Here is a 17,484-nt window from a genome sequence, read left to right on the forward strand (position 1 = left end):
ACGGACAGGCGGCCGGAGGCACACAGTTTCCGGCCGCTGTCTGTCCCCCGGAAAGGAGGTCAAACTCTTCATGCGTTGCTTCAAGCGCCTGTGTTGCGTCCCGCTCCTTGCCTGCTTTCTCCTGTTCACGTCCATTTTGCCCGGCATCACGGCCTCCGCGGCAACCACCCTGACACTTTCTGCAACGCCGAATCCCGCAGAAAATTATGTTGCTTTGAGCTGGACAAACAGCGACAAAAGCCAGCCGTATAGCTACATGCTGTACAGCAAATCATCCCATGATTCGACGTTCCAAAGTATTCCATCAAAGGCCAGCGTGAAAGTGCTGAACATCTACCCGGATAATTTTTCCGGATCTTGGGCCGTTTCGGGAACGGTATCCTTCACAAGCACATTAGACGGAAAAAGTTATACTTTCCCCAAAAGCGCGTCTCTGAAAATGTGGATGGAAGCCACAAATCCTGACAGCCTAAATGGGTACGGCAAAGGTCTTATCTCAGTGGATACCGTTCCTCTGTCCAGCTTCAATGCTAACCCGAACGCCTATTTAAAAGCGGCAGACGGTTCATATAAGTACGACACCGTGTTTTTCGGTTCGTGGGACGGAAATTCCAACGAGGATCTGACGTCGGCATCCGAACCGTATGTTGAAGCGTTCGTGAATACTGGTCGTGGACTTCTCATTGGGCACGATACCGCGTCTTGCGCTCCGGAATTCATGCACACCTATTTCAGCAGACTCGCGGAAAAGTACGCAAACTTGTATGCACTGGGGGGACTCAGCCAATTTCCGGCCTATGGCTACAATCAGGTTACGATCAGAAAAAAGGGGCTTCTGACCAGCTACCCTTGGGCAATCGGAGATATCGGCTCAATCCTGAACACGCCCATGTCCCATACTTATGGTCAATTCGCCATGGGTGACATCTGGATGACATACCCTCAAAATTTATGGAGCACCGCCTCCGAGATGAACACCTATAACGGAAAATCCGGTACCAATAATTTTTATCTGACGACATGGAACAACGTGGCAATGATTCAAACCGGCCACTCCAACGGGGCGGCAACGCCGGATGAGCAAAAAGTCCTTGCTAATTCACTCTTCTATCTCAGTCAAATCACTTCTGCAACCAGCTGGAATGACCATAAGGGACAGGATTTGGATGCACCTGATGCGCCGGCTATATCGGGCATCACCCACAATTCCGGCCGGACACAGTATACAGTCAACTACTCCTCGCAGGATAATCCGACCGGTTACCAATATTATGTGGAAAGCACCGGTCAAAACGACGGCGTGAAATACGATTCGCCCACCATCAGCACCAGTATCGAAAGCGGGATGAAGGGTTACTCCATTTCCATCGACAATAACCCATCCGGGGTTCCGGACGGCTCCATCACCACCACCTCGGGAAGCTACACCTTTGCGCGGCCATCCGGCAGCGGTTTTTATGTTCACATTGCCGCTGTAGACAACGTAGGAAATGTTTCAGCAGTCACGACCTATCATGTGGATGAGCTCGTTTCCGTCACACATCCGGTCAGCGTCGGCTATGCGATCAACCCCAACAGCGCGGCTCCTTTTACGGCGCCGGATGTCCAAATCGTCAACAACTCCACGATCCCCATCCGGGTTTCTGTCCAGAGCCTGTTTGCATCCGCAGGTGGTTCGCTCACGCTGAACGACGTGTTGCCGTCCAAGTATGCGGACTGGAGCAAACTGACCTCCGCGCAGACCAGATCGGACATCGCCCTCGGGCTGGGGATCAGGGAAACATCAACCGGAAGCAACACATGGTCGGAAATCGACCGGACAACCCCGCTTTATGCATCTGCTGTCACAGGCAGGATTCCTCTCGGCATCCTGAACCCCAACGGTGCCGCGGGAACACTGGCACTCACGGCAAAATACGGTCTTGCCTGGGATAAAGCCTACACTTCGGTTCACAGCCTTTCGCTGTTTTTCGATCTTACAGATTGAAAACAGATTTCTTCCACTGACAGCGGAAGGCTGTCTTTTTATACCTTGAATTTACAATGTAAGTGCAACAGGTAAAAAAGATGACTCAGAATTTGAAATCCGATATCATAGTGTTTGCGACGACAACTATGAAAGGACTTTCAAACAATGAGCCATTATCACCATCTTAGCATGAATGAGCGCGAAAAGATACTGGTTCTTTATACGGAGAAGAAAAGTTTGCACGCGATATCAAAAGAGATTGGCCGATCCGTTTCAACCGTGTCTCGGGAAATCAGGCGAAGCACCGGTCAGGGCCAAACCTACTCAGCAATAGAAGCGCAGGAAAAATATCAGAAACGGCGTAAAAGGTGTAAGCGCACAAAGCTGTTGGATAATACCGAATTGAAAGAAATCGTGGGGCGTTTGTTTCTGGAGCATCAATGGTCGCCGGAACAAATTGCGAATCGCCTTGTTTATGAAGAAAGTGCCTTCAGAATCAGCTATCCAACCATTTATCGAGCCATTTACGCCGGGATGCTGGATACCGGGCGGCTTTCGCATGGGAATCGGGGCATTATCAGAAAGCTGCGTCATCGGGGAAAAACCAGGCGGCGCAAAGGCAGCATTGAAACCCGAGGAAAGATTGTTATCAGCAACCGGATTCAGCAACGCCCTAAAGAAGCTGATGGTCGACAAGTGCTTGGACATTGGGAAGCGGACACCGTGGCTGGGAAAACAGGCTCTGCCTGCCTTGTAACCATCACAGACCGGTGCAGTCGCTATCTGTTGGCCGGAAAAGTTGCTAAAAGGTATTCGGCTCTTGTGGCGGGTAAAATGATTGCATTGTTATCAGCCTTGCCAAAGAGAAAACGCAAAACGATTACTCCAGATCGCGGCAAGGAGTTTGCCGAACACACACTGGTAACGGAGTCGTTAAATTTGCCATTTTATTTTCCGGACCCTCATGCGCCTTGGCAGAGAGGTACAAACGAAAATACAAACGGCTTGCTCAGAGAGTACCTGCCAAAATTCTTTGATATTGCGTTGTCCTCTGAAGAGGATATCGCAGACTTCGTTGAAAAACTGAATCACAGACCTCGCAAATGCTTGGCTTGGAAAACACCCTTTGAAGTCTTTTTTAACAAATCGTTGCACTTGACTTGACAATTCAAGACCCAAATTTGAAAACACAGGAGGAACAAGTCATGAGTGAACTGCAGAATGTACCGGCCGCCGCCCCCGAAAGTCCGGCGCAGCCCATGCAGGTGGATGTGAAAATCGGCTCCATCCGGCCGGAGGGCAATATCAAAGCCTACGCTTCAGTCAACCTGAACGGCTGCTTTGCTATCCGTAATGTCAAGGTGCTCGAAAGCAGCAAGGGACTGTTCGTGAGCATGCCGAGCTACCGGGCCGGGAACGGCGAGTATCGGGACATCTGCTTCCCGGTCACCAAGAAATTCCGGGAGCAGCTCAACGGCGCGGTGCTGGACGCCTATCACCAGGCGCTGATCCAGGGGCAGAAGGAAGCCCTCAGGCAGCATCCTCCCGAGGCTCCGAAGCAGGAAGCCGGAATGCAGATGGCGGGCGTGTGACGCCCGCCATCTTTTCGCCCCAAAGTATAAACAGAATAACGGAGGTATGTCATGAAAAAGAAAATATCCAGCGCGAAAAAGGGGTTCGCGAGCAAGCTGCTCCGGTTTTATGCCAGAATATCTTCCCGGAAGGCGGAAGGATTCGTTGACAGCGCCATCAAAATCCTGATTGCCGTCGTCATCGGTGCGCTGCTCCTCGCCGGCCTGTATGCCCTGTTCGGCAATACGATCCTGCCGACCGTGACCCAGCGGATCAAAGATATGTTCAATTATGCCGGGTAAAGGCCATGGCCTGGATACGAACCGCCGCTTTTTTTCTTCTGCTGTCGGCGGCTGCTGCCGGCGATCTCAAAAACAGGGAGATCCCGAGGGGCGACATTCCCGGCATATTCCTGGCCGGACTCCTCGTCTTTAACCCGATCAGGCTGCTCGGCGCCCTCGCGGGCGCCCCAATTTTTATCCTCGCCCTGATCTGTAAGGACAGGCTGGGTTTCGGAGACGTATGGCTGACAATCGCGGCCGGGTCCGTCGTTGGATTTGAGCATGGGCTGTGGGCACAGATCATCGCCTACAGCTCCATGCTCTTTTTTTACGTCGGCTGTCGGATCTATCGGAAGTACAGGCCGCATGGAAAGGTGCTGAACCAGCCGTACCCCCTTGCGCCTTTTATCTCATTCGGCTTTATCGCGGCCTATTTTCTATGAATATTGGAGGGATTATCTCGTGAGCTTTTTCAAAAACCGCACCGTTCTCGGGGCGCTCTGCATTTTGTTTTCACTCCTCATTTGCTTTGCGGTCACGCCCCTTTTTAACGCCGGGGTTTCGCATAAGACAAGCATTGTGCGCGTCACGAAGGACATCCAGGCCGGGCAGCAGATTACCAAAGACATGGTGCAGACGTTGGAAGTCGGCGGTTACAACCTGCCTTCAAATGTACTGAAAAGCCCGGACAGTGTTGTCGGAAAATACGCTGCCGCGGAGCTCGTTCCCGGCGACTATATCCTCAGCACGAAAGTCACCGGAACTCCTACCGTGTCAAACGCCTATCTGTCGGCCCTGAACGGGAGCAGGCAGGCTATTTCCGTGACGCTTAAAACCCTTGCGGAAGGGGTTTCAGGCAAACTGCTGCCGGGAGATATTGTGTCTGTCCTCGCCCCAGACTACCAGAACCAGGGCAGCACTGTCACTCCGAAGGAACTGCAGTATGTGGAAGTCATCGGCGTGACCACCAGTGAGGGCGCGGATGCCAATGCAAACATCGGCCAGAACGCATCGTCGGGCGGCACAACGACGGATGATGCGAAGAATCTGCCAAGCACCGTCACCCTGCTGGCGACGCCGGAGCAGAGCGCCATCCTCGCGGGGCTGGACGCGGACGGGAAGCTGCACCTTGCCCTTGTCTACCGGGGCAGCAAGGACAACGCTCAGAAATTCCTGGGCGCACAGGACAAGGCCCTGAAAGAGCTGTACCCGGACGCCTCCAGTACGGCGCTGACGGATTCCTCCGGCCCGGTTCAGGAAAGCAGCTCTTCCCAGACCGCCGCTTTCTCCGGCGAGGGGGGACAGTAATGTTCCATTTTCAGACCGGAAGCCTTTTCTCCCGGAGCTCCGGCGCGTCCAAGGCGGATCCCGAGCCGGAGCCTTCCGCACAAATTCTGGCCGTATGGGGAAGCCCCTCCTCCGGAAAAACCACGGTCAGCGTCAAGCTGGCCCAATACCTGACGGATCAGCGCCGCAACGTGCTGCTTCTGCTCTGTGACAGCACGGTTCCCATGCTGCCCTGTATCTGCCCGCCCGCGGACCTTGAGTGCGAGTGCTCCCTTGGGAGTGTCCTTGCCGCTTCGCATATCACCGCAAGCCTGATCCGGCACAACTGCATTACCCATAAGCGCATCAGCCACTTGAGTATTCTCGGAATGCGCAAAGGAGAAAACGTCTTTACCTACCCGCCATATACCTCCGAGCTTGCGGCGGAACTGATCGCCGGTCTGCGGGAGGTCGCGCCCTATGTAATCATCGACTGCGGCAGCGCCATCGCCCATGACATCCTGTCAGCGGTGGCGCTCATGGAGTCCGACGCCGTTCTGCGGCTGGTTGGCTGCGATCTGAAATCCGTCAGCTACCTGTCCTCCCAGCTTCCGCTCCTCAAAGATAACAAATGGGATGCGGAGAAGCAGTATAAGGCGGCAAGCAACATTAAGCCCAATCAGGCCAGCGAAAACATGGAACAGGTTCTCGGAAACGTTGCGTTCAAAATTCCACATTCCGACGAGCTGGAAAGCCAGATGCTCGCCGGAGATCTGTTCCGGGAGTTGTCGCTCAAGGAGAGCCGGGGCTTTCGCAGGGAAATTCAGAAAATCAGCAAGGAGGTGTTCGACGTTTGAAGCCCATTCATATGACAGACAGCCAGAACCTGTTTTTTACACCCGCGGACGAATCCAGAGACTTCGGAGAGGTTCTGCGGGAAGTTCAGGGGTATATCTCCACCCACTACGCCTCTCTGCTTTTGGCGGGGGCGGGCCTTGAATCCAAGGCGCAGCTCAAGCGGTACATCGCGCAGTATGTGCGGGAAAACCGGATCGCCGTCGCCGGCATGGATCAGCCCCGGCTCGTAGAGGCGCTGCACACTGAAATGGCGGAGTTCGGTTTCCTGACCCATTACATTTTCGGCTCCGGCGTTGAAGAAATCGACGTCAACGCCTGGGACGACGTGGAGGTGCAGTACAGCGACGGCAGCATAAAAAAACTCGATGAACGCTTCGATTCCCCGGCGCACGCCGTCAGCGTCATCCGCCGCATGCTCCACATATCGGGCATGGTGCTCGACAATGCCAGCCCGGCCGTGCTGGGGCATTTGAGCAAAAACATCCGCATCGCAACGCTCAAGGATCCTCTGGTGGATGAGGATGTGGCGGTGGCCGCGTCCATCCGGATCGTCAACCCGCAGAACATGGGGCGTGATGATTTTATCCGTCTCGGCACGGCGACGGAGGACATGCTGGATTTTCTCTCCGAGTGCCTGCGTTACGGCGTTTCCATCTGCGTCGCGGGGCCGACCGGATCCGGCAAGACCACGCTGGCAGGATGGCTCCTGACCACTATACCGGACAACAAGCGCATTTTCACCATTGAATCCGGGAGCCGCGAACTTTCGCTGGTGCGCCGGGATGCAAACGGGAAAATCCGCAACAGCGTCATCCACACGCTGACCCGCGACAGCGAAAACGGCCGGCAGCGAATCGACCAGACCGACCTGCTGGACATCGCTCTGCGTTTCAACCCAGACTATGTCGTGGTGGGTGAAATGCGCGGACCCGAAGCGGACGCGGCGCAGGAAGCCGCCCGCACCGGCATCGCGGTTGTCACCACAATCCACGCCAACTCCTGCCAGGCAACCTATTCCCGTATGGTATCCCTGTGCAAGCGCGCCGTCGATACGCCCGACGCGACCCTCATGGGCTATGTCACGGAGGCGTTCCCGCTGATTGTATTCTGCAAACAGCTCGAAAACCGGCAGCGCCGTGTGATGGAAGTGATGGAGTGCGAAATCCTGCCGGACGGCACAAGAAATTTTCGCCCCATCTTCCAGTTCGCCATCAATGAAAACCGTATCGAAGACGGCCGGTTCATCATCAGCGGCAGCCACAGCGTGGTACAGGGTATCTCTCCGAGCCTGCAGAGGCGGCTCATTGAAAACGGCATGCCGCAGGACATCCTCAAACGGATCCTGCAGATTGGAGGCGAGGCCGCATGACCGCAATAGAATTGTTTGCCTGCGCCGGTCTGATCGCCGGCGCTTTTATGATTCTGAAGCTCTCGCCGCTGGAATTCGCGGACGGGCTGTTCGGCTTTCTGCTGAAACGGCCCCGGAGCATCCGGGATGAGATCAATGAAACCACCAGGCGAAAAAAGCCGTCATTCCTGCGCCGTGAAATCATCGAGGCGCAGGAAATCCTCCGTATGACCGGACGGAGCGAACGCTTCTCCATGGTCTGCGCGGCGTCGCTCTTGTTCTTCGCTTTCGGAGCGTGCGTTGCCATTCTAATGCAGAATGTGTTTCTTGTGCCGGTTCTGGCGGTGGGGCTCGCGTTCCTGCCGTTTCTCTATGTCCGGACGACGGCGGAACACTTCAAAAAGAACGTCGCCGCCGAACTGGAAACGGCGCTCTCTATTGTCACGTCGGCCTACCTGCGGAATGAGGATCTGCTGACCTCGATGGAGGAAAACCTGCCCTATCTGAACCCGCCGGTGAAGAATGTTTTTGCGGAGTTTTCCGCGCGGGTTAAGCTCATCGACCCCGACGTGGAGGCGGCAATCCGCGAGATGAAGCCCAAAATTCAAAACGAAGTGTTTCAGGAATGGTGCGATGCCGTCGCCGCGTGTCAATACGACAGGAGCCTGAAAAGCACGCTGACGCCGATTGTTACCAAACTCTCCGACATTCGCGTGGTCAACGCCGAGCTGGACTACCTGGTGTTTGAACCGCGAAAGGAATTCGTCATCATGGCACTGCTGGTTGTCGGCAATATCCCGCTCATGTATTTTCTCAATCGGAGCTGGTACGCGGCGCTGATGCATAGCCTCGCGGGCCAGATCGTCCTTGCGGCCTGCGCCGCGGCAATCTTTATCTGCGGTGCTTTTGTCATTAAACTGACAAAGCCCATCCGCTACAGGAGGTGACGGGGATGACGGGCTTGCTGTTTCTTTTTGCGGTCCTGCTTGCGGCGGGGCTGTTTTTTCTTCTTTCCGATTTGCTGAAGCTTCCGACGCTGGCCGCGGCCAAGGCTTTGCTGAGCGCCGGGAAGCCCCGGAAAAAATCCGCCAAAAGCGTGGAGGCTTACCTCATGATGTGTGCCGGCAAGCTGGCAAGGCTTATCCGCATGGACGAATATAAACGCAGCCGTTTGGAGAACACCCTCAAAGCGGCGGGGATTCCCATGACGCCGGAGGTCTACACCGCGTATGCCATTGTGAAAAGCGGAGCGATCGCTGTCCTTGTGATCCCCTGTCTGTTCTTATTTCCGCTGCTGGTTCCGGTGCTGATGCTGCTTGCCGCCCTTGTATATTTCAAAGAAATCCGAAAGGCGGACGAGCAACTCAAGGCGAAACGCGAGCAGATTGAAAGCGAGCTGCCCCGCTTTGTGGCGACCATTGAGCAATCCCTCAAATCCAGCCGCGACGTGCTGGCGATGCTGGAGCATTACAAGCAAAACGCGGGCGAAGCCTTTGCGAATGAGCTGGGAATCCTGACCGCCGACATGCGCTCTTCCTCCTATGAGGCGGCGCTGACCCGCTTTGAGGCCCGGTTCAATTCGCCTCGTATATCCGATGTGACGCGCGGCCTGATCGGGGTGCTGCGGGGCGACGACGGGGCGGTATATTTCCAGATGCTCGATCACGACTTCAAGGCGCTGGAGCTCCAGCGGCTGCGCGGCGAGGCGCTTAAAATTCCGCCGAAGATCCGCGTCTATTCCTTTGTGATGCTGATGTGTTTCCTGTTCACATGGCTCGCCGTCATGGCGATCTCAATCATGAAATCCCTCGGCACCATGTTTTAGCGGCGAACCGCCGCTAATATGACGCGGGTGCAGACAGCATCCAGCGGAAAACAAGGCACCCGCGATCCTGAATATATCCATGTATGTGAGGAAGGGAGGTTTATAGATGGACCATCAGAAAACGCTGCAGGAGCTTCAGGAAAAGCTCGATGAAAATTACAATGCCTTTGTGCAGGGATGGTTAAATCTCGACACACCGACCCTGATCGAAAAAGCGGAGGAAATCGCCGCAACCAAAACGGTATACAAGGCGCTCCGGGCCAGCCATTTCAGGGACATGGAATATCTGCTCCGATTCCGGAACCCTCTGGAGGTTGTGCGGGATCAGTGGATGGAGGAAGAATCCTATGCGCCCGATGAGGATATGGAGCATGTTCTCTGGTCGGTCGCGGACCGCGGCGACGCAGAGCAGAGTTATGAACTTGACGAGGATTTTCACCCTCCGGAACAGCAGGGGGTGAAACTGTGCTGAAACGGCTCCGCTCCCGCCGCGGGGAAGGTTATATCGACATCGCGGTGCTGGTGCTCTGCGCCATGCTGGTCATCGCTTTCGCGGTCAAACTGTTTCCCGTGTATATAGAGAAAAACCAGCTGGACTCCTTTGCCACGGAGCTGTGCCGGGAAGCGGAGATCTCAGGCCGCGTCGGTACGGAAACGGACGCACGGGCGCGGGAACTGGAGGAACAGACCGGGCTGCACCCGTCTGTCGACTGGTCAAGGACAGGTAAAATCCCGCTCGATCAGGAATTCACAGTGACGGTGTCCGCACAGGCGAATATCGGACTGTTCGGCGGATTCGGCAGTTTTCCGATCAATCTGGAAGGAAAGGCCAACGGGAAAAGCGAAATTTACTGGAAATGAGGTGAAGGAAAACGTGCGCAAAAAACTGAAGCATATTCTGAAAGACCGGCGCGGGTTTTCCTTCCCGCTGGTTGTGGCGGTCGCCCTCGCGCTGGTGCTCATCCTGTGCGGGATCTCCGAATACCTGCGTCTATGCATCATCGCGTCGGGCGTCCGGGATGCGGTGCAGTCTGCCGTCGTCGCTACCGTAACCGACAATTACAGCAACGTTTATCACGGAGTCCGTGAGGGATATTCCGGTGGATATCGACCCAGCGGCTCTTCCTGGGTCGGAAGCGTCAGTACCGGCGATATTTATGGCCGGCTTGATCGGAACCTCGGCCTGAAAAATGAGAACGGAGCCCATGTAAAGGAAGCAGACGGCGCGGAGGAATTCAAGATATCTGGTTTGTCGGTGACCATTCAAAACGCACCGCTGGCGCCCTCCAACCCTGCAAACAGTCCGGCCTTTGCGGCCGACGCGACGATTCAACTGGAAGTAAACTCCTGCTCCGCCAGCAGCAGGGATTCCAGAGCGTCATCCCCTCAGGCTGGAATGCGTTTTCCAGCCAATTTGAGCGGGTCCTGCCCGCAAGCTCCGCCGCCAACCTGTACCCCTTTAATTATTCGGGCAAAACAGATCCCCATGGCTTTTACCTGGGCCGCGATAAGTTCGGCTCGAATGTAATCGTGGACTTCGACAAGCGGGACGATGATAAAACCAACAGCAATATTTTGATCCTTGGCAATAGCGGCCAGGGCAAAAGCCACCTTTTGAAGCTGATCCTCTGCAATATCCTTGAATCCGGAAAAAGCGTGATCTGCCTCGATCCGGAACATGAATACGTTGATCTGGCCGAAAACCTCGGGGGGTGTTTTGCCGACCTCATGAGCGGTCAATATATGATAAACCCTTTGGAGCCCAAGACCTGGGACGAAGGCGGCAGCCCCGAGGACAAGGAAGCGCCCCAGGCATTCCGGCAGCGGACAAAGCTCAGCCAGCATGTTTCTTTCCTGAAGGACTTTTTCCGCTGTTACAAGAATTTTTCCGACCGCCACATCGATGTTATCGAAATCATGCTGGGTAAGCTCTATGAAAAATGGGGGCTCAGCGACCGCACCGATTTCAGCAAGCTGGAGGCCGCTGATTACCCCATCCTTTCCGACCTGTACGCGCTGATTGAGGATGAGTACAAAAGCTACGACCAGGCAAAATATCAGCTCTACACCGCCGAGCTCCTGCAGGAAATCCTGCTGGGGCTCCACTCCATGTGCCAGGGCGCCGAGAGCAAATTCTTCAACGGCCATACCAATGTGACTTCCAACCGCTTTATTGTGTTTGGCGTCAAGGGATTACTGCAGGCCAGCCGGAATGTCAAGAGCGCTCTCCTGTTCAACGTCCTTTCCTTTATGTCCGACAAACTGCTGACCGAAGGCAATACGGCCGCCAGCATCGACGAGCTGTATCTGTTCCTGACCAACAATGGCGGCGGGAACGGCAACAATTATGTGGTCATTGAGTATATTCGAAGCTGCATGAAGCGGGTACGGAAAAAGGACTCCGCCATGATTCTGGCCTCGCAGAATCTCGAAGATTTCAACATCGAGGGCATCAGGGAGCTGACGAAGCCGCTGTTTTCCATCCCCACGCACGCGTTCCTCTTCAACGCTGGCAACATCGACAAGCGTTTTTACATCGACTCCCTGCAGTTCGAGGAATCCGAGTACAACCTGATCCGCTACCCCCAGCGGGGCGTATGCTTGTATAAATGCGGCAACGAGCGGTATAACCTGATGGTCACCGCACCGGAGTACAAATCAAAACTCTTCGGTACGGCCGGAGGCCGCTGATCATCGGAAAAGAGATGAAAAATTTTGGACATGAAAGAACAGCGGTTCGGGATTGAAATCGAGATGACAGGCTTGACCCGTGAGGCTGCCGCACGTGTGCTGTCCGAACATTTCGGGAATCCCGTCAGCCGCGACGGGGGGTATTACGGCGAATATTCTGTTTTGGACAGTGAGAGCCGCCGCTGGAAGGTCATGAGCGACGGCAGTATCACCTGTCAGAAAAAAGAAGGAGGCAGGCTTGTTCCCGCGGACCATGATTACAGTGTGGAGCTGGTCAGCCCCATCTGCCATTGGGGTGACATCGAAATCATCCAGGAAATCGTGCGGAAACTGCGCGGCGCCGGAATGATCGCCGATAAAAGCTGCGGGATCCATGTGCATGTGGACGCCTCTCCGCACAACGCGAACACTCTGCGCAACATCACCAATATCATGGCTGCGAAAGAGGATCTGATCTATAAGGCCATGCAGGTGGAGGTTGCCCGCGAGCACCAATATTGCAGAAAGGTCGATCAGCGTTTTCTTGAAGAACTCAATCGCAAAAAACCCAGAACGCTCAATGAGGTCAGCCGCATCTGGTACGGAGGCGCAGACCGGAGCTACCACCATTACGACGATTCCCGTTACCACTGCCTGAACTTACATAGCGTGTTCCAAAAGGGCACAATTGAGTTCAGGCTTTTTAATTCCACCACTCATGCCGGAAAGATCAAGGCATATATCCAGTTCTGCCTCGCCGTTTCCGCGCAGGCCCTCAACCAGCGCTGCGCCAGCAGGCAGAAAACCCACAGCACCAATGAAAAATACACTTTCCGCACCTGGCTTTTACGGCTTGGGCTGATTGGGGATGAATTCAAAACCGCCCGGCTGCATCTGCTGGAGCATCTGGACGGCTGTATCGCGTGGAAAAACCCCGAGCAGGCTATACAGCAAAAGCAAAGGTTACGGCAGAAAAAAGAAAAAGAACTGGAATCGGCCGCAGAAAGCCAAGCCCAACAGGAGACTGCAACGGCCACTCCACAGCAGAAATCGGCCGGGGAGGACGAGTCCCCGGCCCTTGTCATGCGTATGTAAACATATAAAGGAGATGTGTTTTTGTGAGCAAATCTATGCTGTATATCGCTTACGGCAGCAACCTTAACCTTCCGCAGATGGCTTACCGCTGCCCGACCGCCAAAGTGGTTGGAACAAGCGAGATCAGGGATTATGAACTGCTGTTCCGCGGCGGACGCCGTGGGGCGGTTGCCACCGTGGAGCCGCTCAAGGGGGCGAATGTTCCCATTCTGTTATGGAAGATCCGGCCTGCCGACGAGCAGGCACTCGACCGGTATGAAGGATACCCCCATTTTTATCACAAAGAGATCCTGCCGGTGCAACTTGGGGGAAAGACACAACCGGCCATGGTCTACATCATGAACGACAGGCATCCCTTCGGGACCCCTTCGGATTACTACCTGGGAGTCATCATGGAGGGTTATAAAACGGCGAACTTTGATACGGATTTTCTGGAAAGGTCCGTGGAAAAGTCCATCCGTCTGGCCGAAGAACAAGAGCAGTCCGAACAGGAATCACCGGATCTGGAACAAGGCAGTCTGTTCAATATGAAATGAAAATAACGCTCAATCGATTATTGCAATAGGAGCGTAAAGCGGACGCCCTACTACCCGCCGGGGTGTCTGTTCTTTTCTGCCCAAAGGAGGAATGCTTCATGGCTGCACCCGCTGTGGCCCTTGCAGTTAAGGCGGCGGTTGCCGCCGCCACAGACAAACGGACGTGGAAGGTGATCGCAGTAACCATCACCGCTGTCCTGATGCCCTTTATTCTTGCCGTACTTTTACTCATGAGTTTTCTCTCCGGGGGCGCGGCACACAACAACGACGCTGTGAATCTCGCCTTCCACGGAGGGACGATCTCCTCGGATGTTCCCTCTGAATATCGGCAGCATATTGAAGAAATGCAAGATGCGTTCAGCCAGTTGGACGATGCGATCGCACAGCTGCATATTGAATCCGGGGACGGAAGCCTCGACTCCACGCGGGTCAAGGCTGTTTTTTATTCTCTGTATTTCGGCGCCGACTCCCTGCAGGGGGTGGACTACGATTCGTTTGCCGGCTGCTTTGCAAAAACGGAAACCCGCACCCGCACTGTTCAGAATTCGGATGGAACCCATACTGAACAGAGCTATGACGCAGCTGTTCCGCTGACTGATCTCAATCAGGTCTATAAGAATCTTGACAGACTCCTCGGCCGGACCGTCACGGACGATGAAAAATCCAATGCCGATGAAATCTGTCAAAGAGCTTTGGGCGAAACCGGCACAGGGCTTACCGTCTCATCGCAAGTACCCTCCACTGCCGGCCTGATTTCCCCTGTCGGAAGTAACTGGCGGGCACTGGTCACCTCGGAATTCGGGCCCCGCATTGACCCGATCAACGGAAAAGCCACTGTCCATACAGGCATCGATCTGGGCGTACCGACCGGCACACAGGTCTATGCGGCGAAGGATGGAACTGTTTCCAAGATTGCCTGGGATCCTGACGGCTATGGGTATTATCTTATAATCGGCCATGGCGGCGGGCTGATCACGCTGTACGGACACTGCTCCCAAATTATCGCCCATGCAGGGCAAGCTGTCAAAGCCGGCGACGTCGTCGCACTTTCTGGAAACACCGGCCACAGCACAGGCAGCCACCTGCACTTTGAAGTGCGCATCGGCGGCAAGGCAGTCAACCCCAGAGGGTATCTGCCGTAAAGCAAGCCCCGTACATACAGGAGACCTTTTAATATAAAACCGATCGAAGCCGTCTCTTGGGAGGCGGCTTTTTGTGCTTCGAAGGAGGTAAAGCATGCTGAACCTCAGTGGCATGTAATCCGGGAAGCAATCATATGGAGGCAGGCCATGCGACTTGTCTATATTTTTCAAGAGAGGTGTGATTCAGATGGTGATCAAACTCGGTGTGGATAACGGAAACTACAACACCAAATCCTCAGAGGGGATGCTGTACGCCTCCGGGTACGCGGCAAGCGATAAGGAATTCATCACGGATGAGATGCAGCTCTGCTATAGCGGCAGATATTACGCCATTGGCGAAAAGCGGATGCGGTTTCAGCAGGACAAAACGAAAGATCCGGACACCTTTCTTCTGACGTTGCCGGCCATTGCGTCCGCCATGAAAAAGGCGGGTGTTCAGGAAGCAGATGTCCTTCTGGGCGTAGGGCTGCCCATCGAAGCATACGGAATGCAGAAAGACGCCTTCCGCCAATATTTTCTGCGCGGAAATCTGACTTTCCGGTTTGAAGGAGCGGATTACCGCTGCCACATTGCGGATTGCAAAGTGTTCGCCCAAGGGCATGCGGCACTCTGCCGGTACTATCCTCAGCTCCGGGGATACCGCAGCATTACCCTGGCCGACATCGGGGGGTATACGGTAGATGTTCTAACCATGCATGGCTCCAGGCTGGACCGATCGAGCTGCACAAGCCTCCGGATGGGCACCATCACGCTCTATACCCGCATTCAGGACATCCTGCGGCAACGGGACATCCTGCTGACCGACGAACTTGTCACCGATGCCATCCGCGGTAAAATTCAGCACGCGGATCAGGACTTCATACGGCAGACCGTGGAACAGGAAATGCAAAGGTATACCAGGGAATTACTTAACACACTGCGGGAAAGGGGACTTGACCTGAAGCTCCCCACCGTGTTCGCGGGCGGCGGCGCGGAGCTGCTCGGCGGCCTGCTGCGTGGCGGCAGCGTCAATACGGTGGCCGTTCTGAACCGCTTCGCCAATGCGGATGGCTATCGTCTGCTGTTGGGGTGAGCGACATGAGAAAACGCTTCAATGTCTCCTTTGATTTACAAGCCGCACGGCATAGAGAAGCTGCCCGCCTGCTCGATGAACAGCCTGTCGGGCAGCGCACGGAGTTTATTGTGGATTGTATCCTGCTATATGACCGGTCGGTGAAACTGGAGAAGATCGTCCGCACGGCCATTCAGGAGGAACTGCGGCATTTCACCGATTGCCAAGTGCCGTCCGACCCGCCTGCCTTCGCAGCTGTTCTGCAGCTGGATGAGGCAAATCTTTCGGATGTGCCGGACAGCCTGCTCCACGCGATGGATGATCCATAATACCCACCCAAGCACCATTGGGTGCCAACGCTCTCACGAGCAGGCATCGCATATCGGTATCATGCGCCCTGTTAGGTGTTTGGAGCATTAAATTCCGTACCGTCTCACTCTCGCATGCACCCTGTTAGGTGTCTGGCCTCATACCCTTCGAACCCTGCCGATTACAAGACCAATTGTTGAAACCGAAAATGGAAAGGATGAATGGACCTATGAAACAGGCAGCTTTTAAAATGCAGATTTCTTATGACGCCGAAAAACTGTGCGCCCTCCAGAAATATATGAAGGATGAATCCGAGCTGCGATCCGGCATGGAGTCCCTGTTGGATACCCTTTATCAGTCCCATGTGCCGGCCGCAGTCCGGGAGGTCATTGACAAACGGAATATGGCTCAGTCTGGGGAAGAACCGGAAACGCTGGAGCAGTTTGTGCGGGAGCATCCAAACGACGTGATCCAGATCATGTCACCTGGCGGCTATGTCACCATCGCCCCCGACAGGCCGTTGAACGAGCTGTTTGCCCATGCGGGCGAGCGCGGCACGGAAATCCCGGTCACCTGGGAGGAACTGAGGGGCCAGACTGTCGAGAGTTGCCATTACCATCCGGCTGACCGAAGCTGGAACCTGCTGACAGTTGATCCCTCCCTGAACCAACCAGTCCAGGCGCCCGAAATGCGGATGTAAGGCACCGACATAGGATCAGGGCCCGTAGACGCTGCCCTTGAAACAGCGAAGTCTGCTTCTCGCCCGTGTCGCCGCCCATGTGCCCCCGTGTCGCTTTTTTTCAGCAGGGATCGCACGGTTACACCCATGAGGCGATGAGACCCAGTGCTGGGGCTTTGTGCGGAAGTTTGAGACAGGAGAAGCTCCGCTTTCGGGGAATGAACCATGGGGTGGAAAACGATGCGGGTTAAAGCAGCGGGGTCGCGGTGCGTCCCCGCTGCGGCTCACACCGCCCCGCAATGCGGGTCGGGGAACGTTTTGCTCCGGGGTCGGATTTCGTCTCTTGGGGTCGGTTCCGGGGTCAGCGGCAGAAAAAAGGGCCGATAACCTGCATCTTTACGCCTTACACAGAGGGGTCATGACAGGAGTCATGGCCCTTTTTGTATAAAACAGAATGGAGAAAAACAATGTCGGAAGAAAAAGCAAACAAGAAGAAATTCCCGCTGTGGATGTATCCGGAAACACGCACTCTGATCGAGAAATGGTACAAGCAGGACAATTGCCAGAGCCAGAGCGAGTTCATCGAAAAAGCCGTCCGTTTCTACTGCGGCTACATTTCGGCGGAGGACGGCGTGCGCTATCTGCCCGCCGCCATCACATCCGCGATGACCGGCATGGTGGACAGTCTGGAAAGCCGGATGGCCCGCCTTGTTTTCAAATTGGCTGTCGAGATGAGCATGATGATGAACATCCTCGCGGCAAACGCCGATGTAGACGAAGCCATGCTGCGCAGGCTGCGCGGCAAATGCGTGAACGACGTCAAAAAATCAGTCGGCTCCGTCAATTTTGAAGATGTGGTGAAATTCCAGAAGGGTGAGTAACG

The 17,484-nt window shown here is 54.9% G+C and carries 19 protein-coding genes and 1 pseudogene; all 20 read left to right on the forward strand.

Features of this window, described 5'->3' with window-relative positions; translation table 11 throughout:
* Positions 1-70 precede the first annotated feature (70 nt).
* The 20 genes and pseudogenes from ACRQU7_RS10620 to ACRQU7_RS10715 all read left to right on the forward strand — a co-directional run bounded on the left by ACRQU7_RS10620 (position 71) and on the right by ACRQU7_RS10715 (position 17,482).
* A complete protein-coding gene (locus ACRQU7_RS10620; RefSeq protein WP_444640728.1) occupies positions 71-1,987 on the forward strand; it encodes a DUF5057 domain-containing protein in 1,917 nt (638 codons plus the stop codon).
* Between the two features lie 147 nt (positions 1,988-2,134).
* Positions 2,135-3,133: an IS30 family transposase gene (locus ACRQU7_RS10625; protein ID WP_444640730.1), complete on the forward strand. Its 999-nt coding sequence runs from the start codon at positions 2,135-2,137 to the stop codon at positions 3,131-3,133.
* 41 nt (positions 3,134-3,174) lie between these two features.
* Positions 3,175-3,561, forward strand: a complete 387-nt coding sequence (locus tag ACRQU7_RS10630; protein ID WP_444640732.1) for a SpoVG family protein — start codon at positions 3,175-3,177, stop codon at positions 3,559-3,561.
* Between the two features lie 51 nt (positions 3,562-3,612).
* The gene (locus ACRQU7_RS10635) at positions 3,613-3,843 is read left to right on the forward strand and encodes a DUF6133 family protein (protein ID WP_444640734.1); all 231 of its coding nucleotides are present in this window, start codon (positions 3,613-3,615) and stop codon (positions 3,841-3,843) included.
* A 5-nt stretch (positions 3,844-3,848) separates the two neighbouring features.
* Positions 3,849-4,265: a prepilin peptidase gene (locus tag ACRQU7_RS10640; protein WP_444640736.1), complete on the forward strand. Its 417-nt coding sequence runs from the start codon at positions 3,849-3,851 to the stop codon at positions 4,263-4,265.
* A 19-nt stretch (positions 4,266-4,284) separates the two neighbouring features.
* Positions 4,285-5,130 (forward strand): Flp pilus assembly protein CpaB, encoded by an 846-nt coding sequence (cpaB, locus tag ACRQU7_RS10645; protein ID WP_444640738.1) that lies wholly within the window; start codon positions 4,285-4,287, stop codon positions 5,128-5,130.
* The gene (locus tag ACRQU7_RS10650; RefSeq protein ID WP_086035622.1) at positions 5,130-5,945 is read left to right on the forward strand and encodes an AAA family ATPase; all 816 of its coding nucleotides are present in this window, start codon (positions 5,130-5,132) and stop codon (positions 5,943-5,945) included. The genes cpaB and ACRQU7_RS10650 overlap by 1 nt, the downstream gene beginning before the upstream one ends.
* A gap of 11 nt (positions 5,946-5,956) precedes the next feature.
* Complete coding sequence (locus ACRQU7_RS10655; RefSeq protein WP_444645583.1) at positions 5,957-7,315, forward strand: type II/IV secretion system ATPase subunit; 1,359 nt, start codon at positions 5,957-5,959, stop codon at positions 7,313-7,315.
* Positions 7,312-8,241 (forward strand): type II secretion system F family protein, encoded by a 930-nt coding sequence (locus tag ACRQU7_RS10660; RefSeq protein ID WP_444640741.1) that lies wholly within the window; start codon positions 7,312-7,314, stop codon positions 8,239-8,241. The genes ACRQU7_RS10655 and ACRQU7_RS10660 overlap by 4 nt, the downstream gene beginning before the upstream one ends.
* A 5-nt stretch (positions 8,242-8,246) precedes the next feature.
* Positions 8,247-9,119, forward strand: a complete 873-nt coding sequence (locus tag ACRQU7_RS10665) for a secretion protein F (protein ID WP_444640743.1) — start codon at positions 8,247-8,249, stop codon at positions 9,117-9,119.
* Between the two features lie 106 nt (positions 9,120-9,225).
* On the forward strand, positions 9,226-9,591 hold the full coding sequence (locus ACRQU7_RS10670) for a DUF3848 domain-containing protein (protein WP_444640745.1): 366 nt from the start codon (positions 9,226-9,228) through the stop codon (positions 9,589-9,591).
* Complete coding sequence (locus tag ACRQU7_RS10675; protein ID WP_174193237.1) at positions 9,585-9,980, forward strand: DUF4320 family protein; 396 nt, start codon at positions 9,585-9,587, stop codon at positions 9,978-9,980. The genes ACRQU7_RS10670 and ACRQU7_RS10675 overlap by 7 nt, the downstream gene beginning before the upstream one ends.
* Positions 9,981-10,460: 480 nt before the next feature.
* A pseudogene (locus tag ACRQU7_RS10680) lies at positions 10,461-11,810 on the forward strand (VirB4 family type IV secretion system protein); the annotation flags it as partial.
* Between the two features lie 24 nt (positions 11,811-11,834).
* Entirely contained in the window at positions 11,835-12,884 is a 1,050-nt protein-coding gene (locus ACRQU7_RS10685) for an amidoligase family protein (protein ID WP_444640747.1), read from the forward strand.
* A 23-nt stretch (positions 12,885-12,907) separates the two neighbouring features.
* Positions 12,908-13,420 (forward strand): gamma-glutamylcyclotransferase family protein, encoded by a 513-nt coding sequence (locus ACRQU7_RS10690; protein ID WP_444640749.1) that lies wholly within the window; start codon positions 12,908-12,910, stop codon positions 13,418-13,420.
* Between the two features lie 98 nt (positions 13,421-13,518).
* Entirely contained in the window at positions 13,519-14,562 is a 1,044-nt protein-coding gene (locus ACRQU7_RS10695; protein ID WP_444640751.1) for a M23 family metallopeptidase, read from the forward strand.
* A gap of 187 nt (positions 14,563-14,749) precedes the next feature.
* Positions 14,750-15,634 (forward strand): ParM/StbA family protein, encoded by an 885-nt coding sequence (locus ACRQU7_RS10700; protein WP_444640753.1) that lies wholly within the window; start codon positions 14,750-14,752, stop codon positions 15,632-15,634.
* Positions 15,635-15,639: 5 nt separating this feature from the next.
* Positions 15,640-15,942 (forward strand): plasmid segregation centromere-binding protein ParR, encoded by a 303-nt coding sequence (locus tag ACRQU7_RS10705; protein ID WP_444640755.1) that lies wholly within the window; start codon positions 15,640-15,642, stop codon positions 15,940-15,942.
* A gap of 209 nt (positions 15,943-16,151) precedes the next feature.
* Complete coding sequence (locus ACRQU7_RS10710) at positions 16,152-16,622, forward strand: hypothetical protein (RefSeq protein WP_444640757.1); 471 nt, start codon at positions 16,152-16,154, stop codon at positions 16,620-16,622.
* Positions 16,623-17,068: 446 nt separating this feature from the next.
* Positions 17,069-17,482 (forward strand): hypothetical protein, encoded by a 414-nt coding sequence (locus ACRQU7_RS10715; protein ID WP_444640759.1) that lies wholly within the window; start codon positions 17,069-17,071, stop codon positions 17,480-17,482.
* The last annotated feature ends 2 nt before the right edge of the window (positions 17,483-17,484 follow it).

The organism is Caproiciproducens puteiluti (genome assembly GCF_052442865.1).
GTDB lineage: Bacteria > Bacillota > Clostridia > Oscillospirales > Acutalibacteraceae > Caproiciproducens.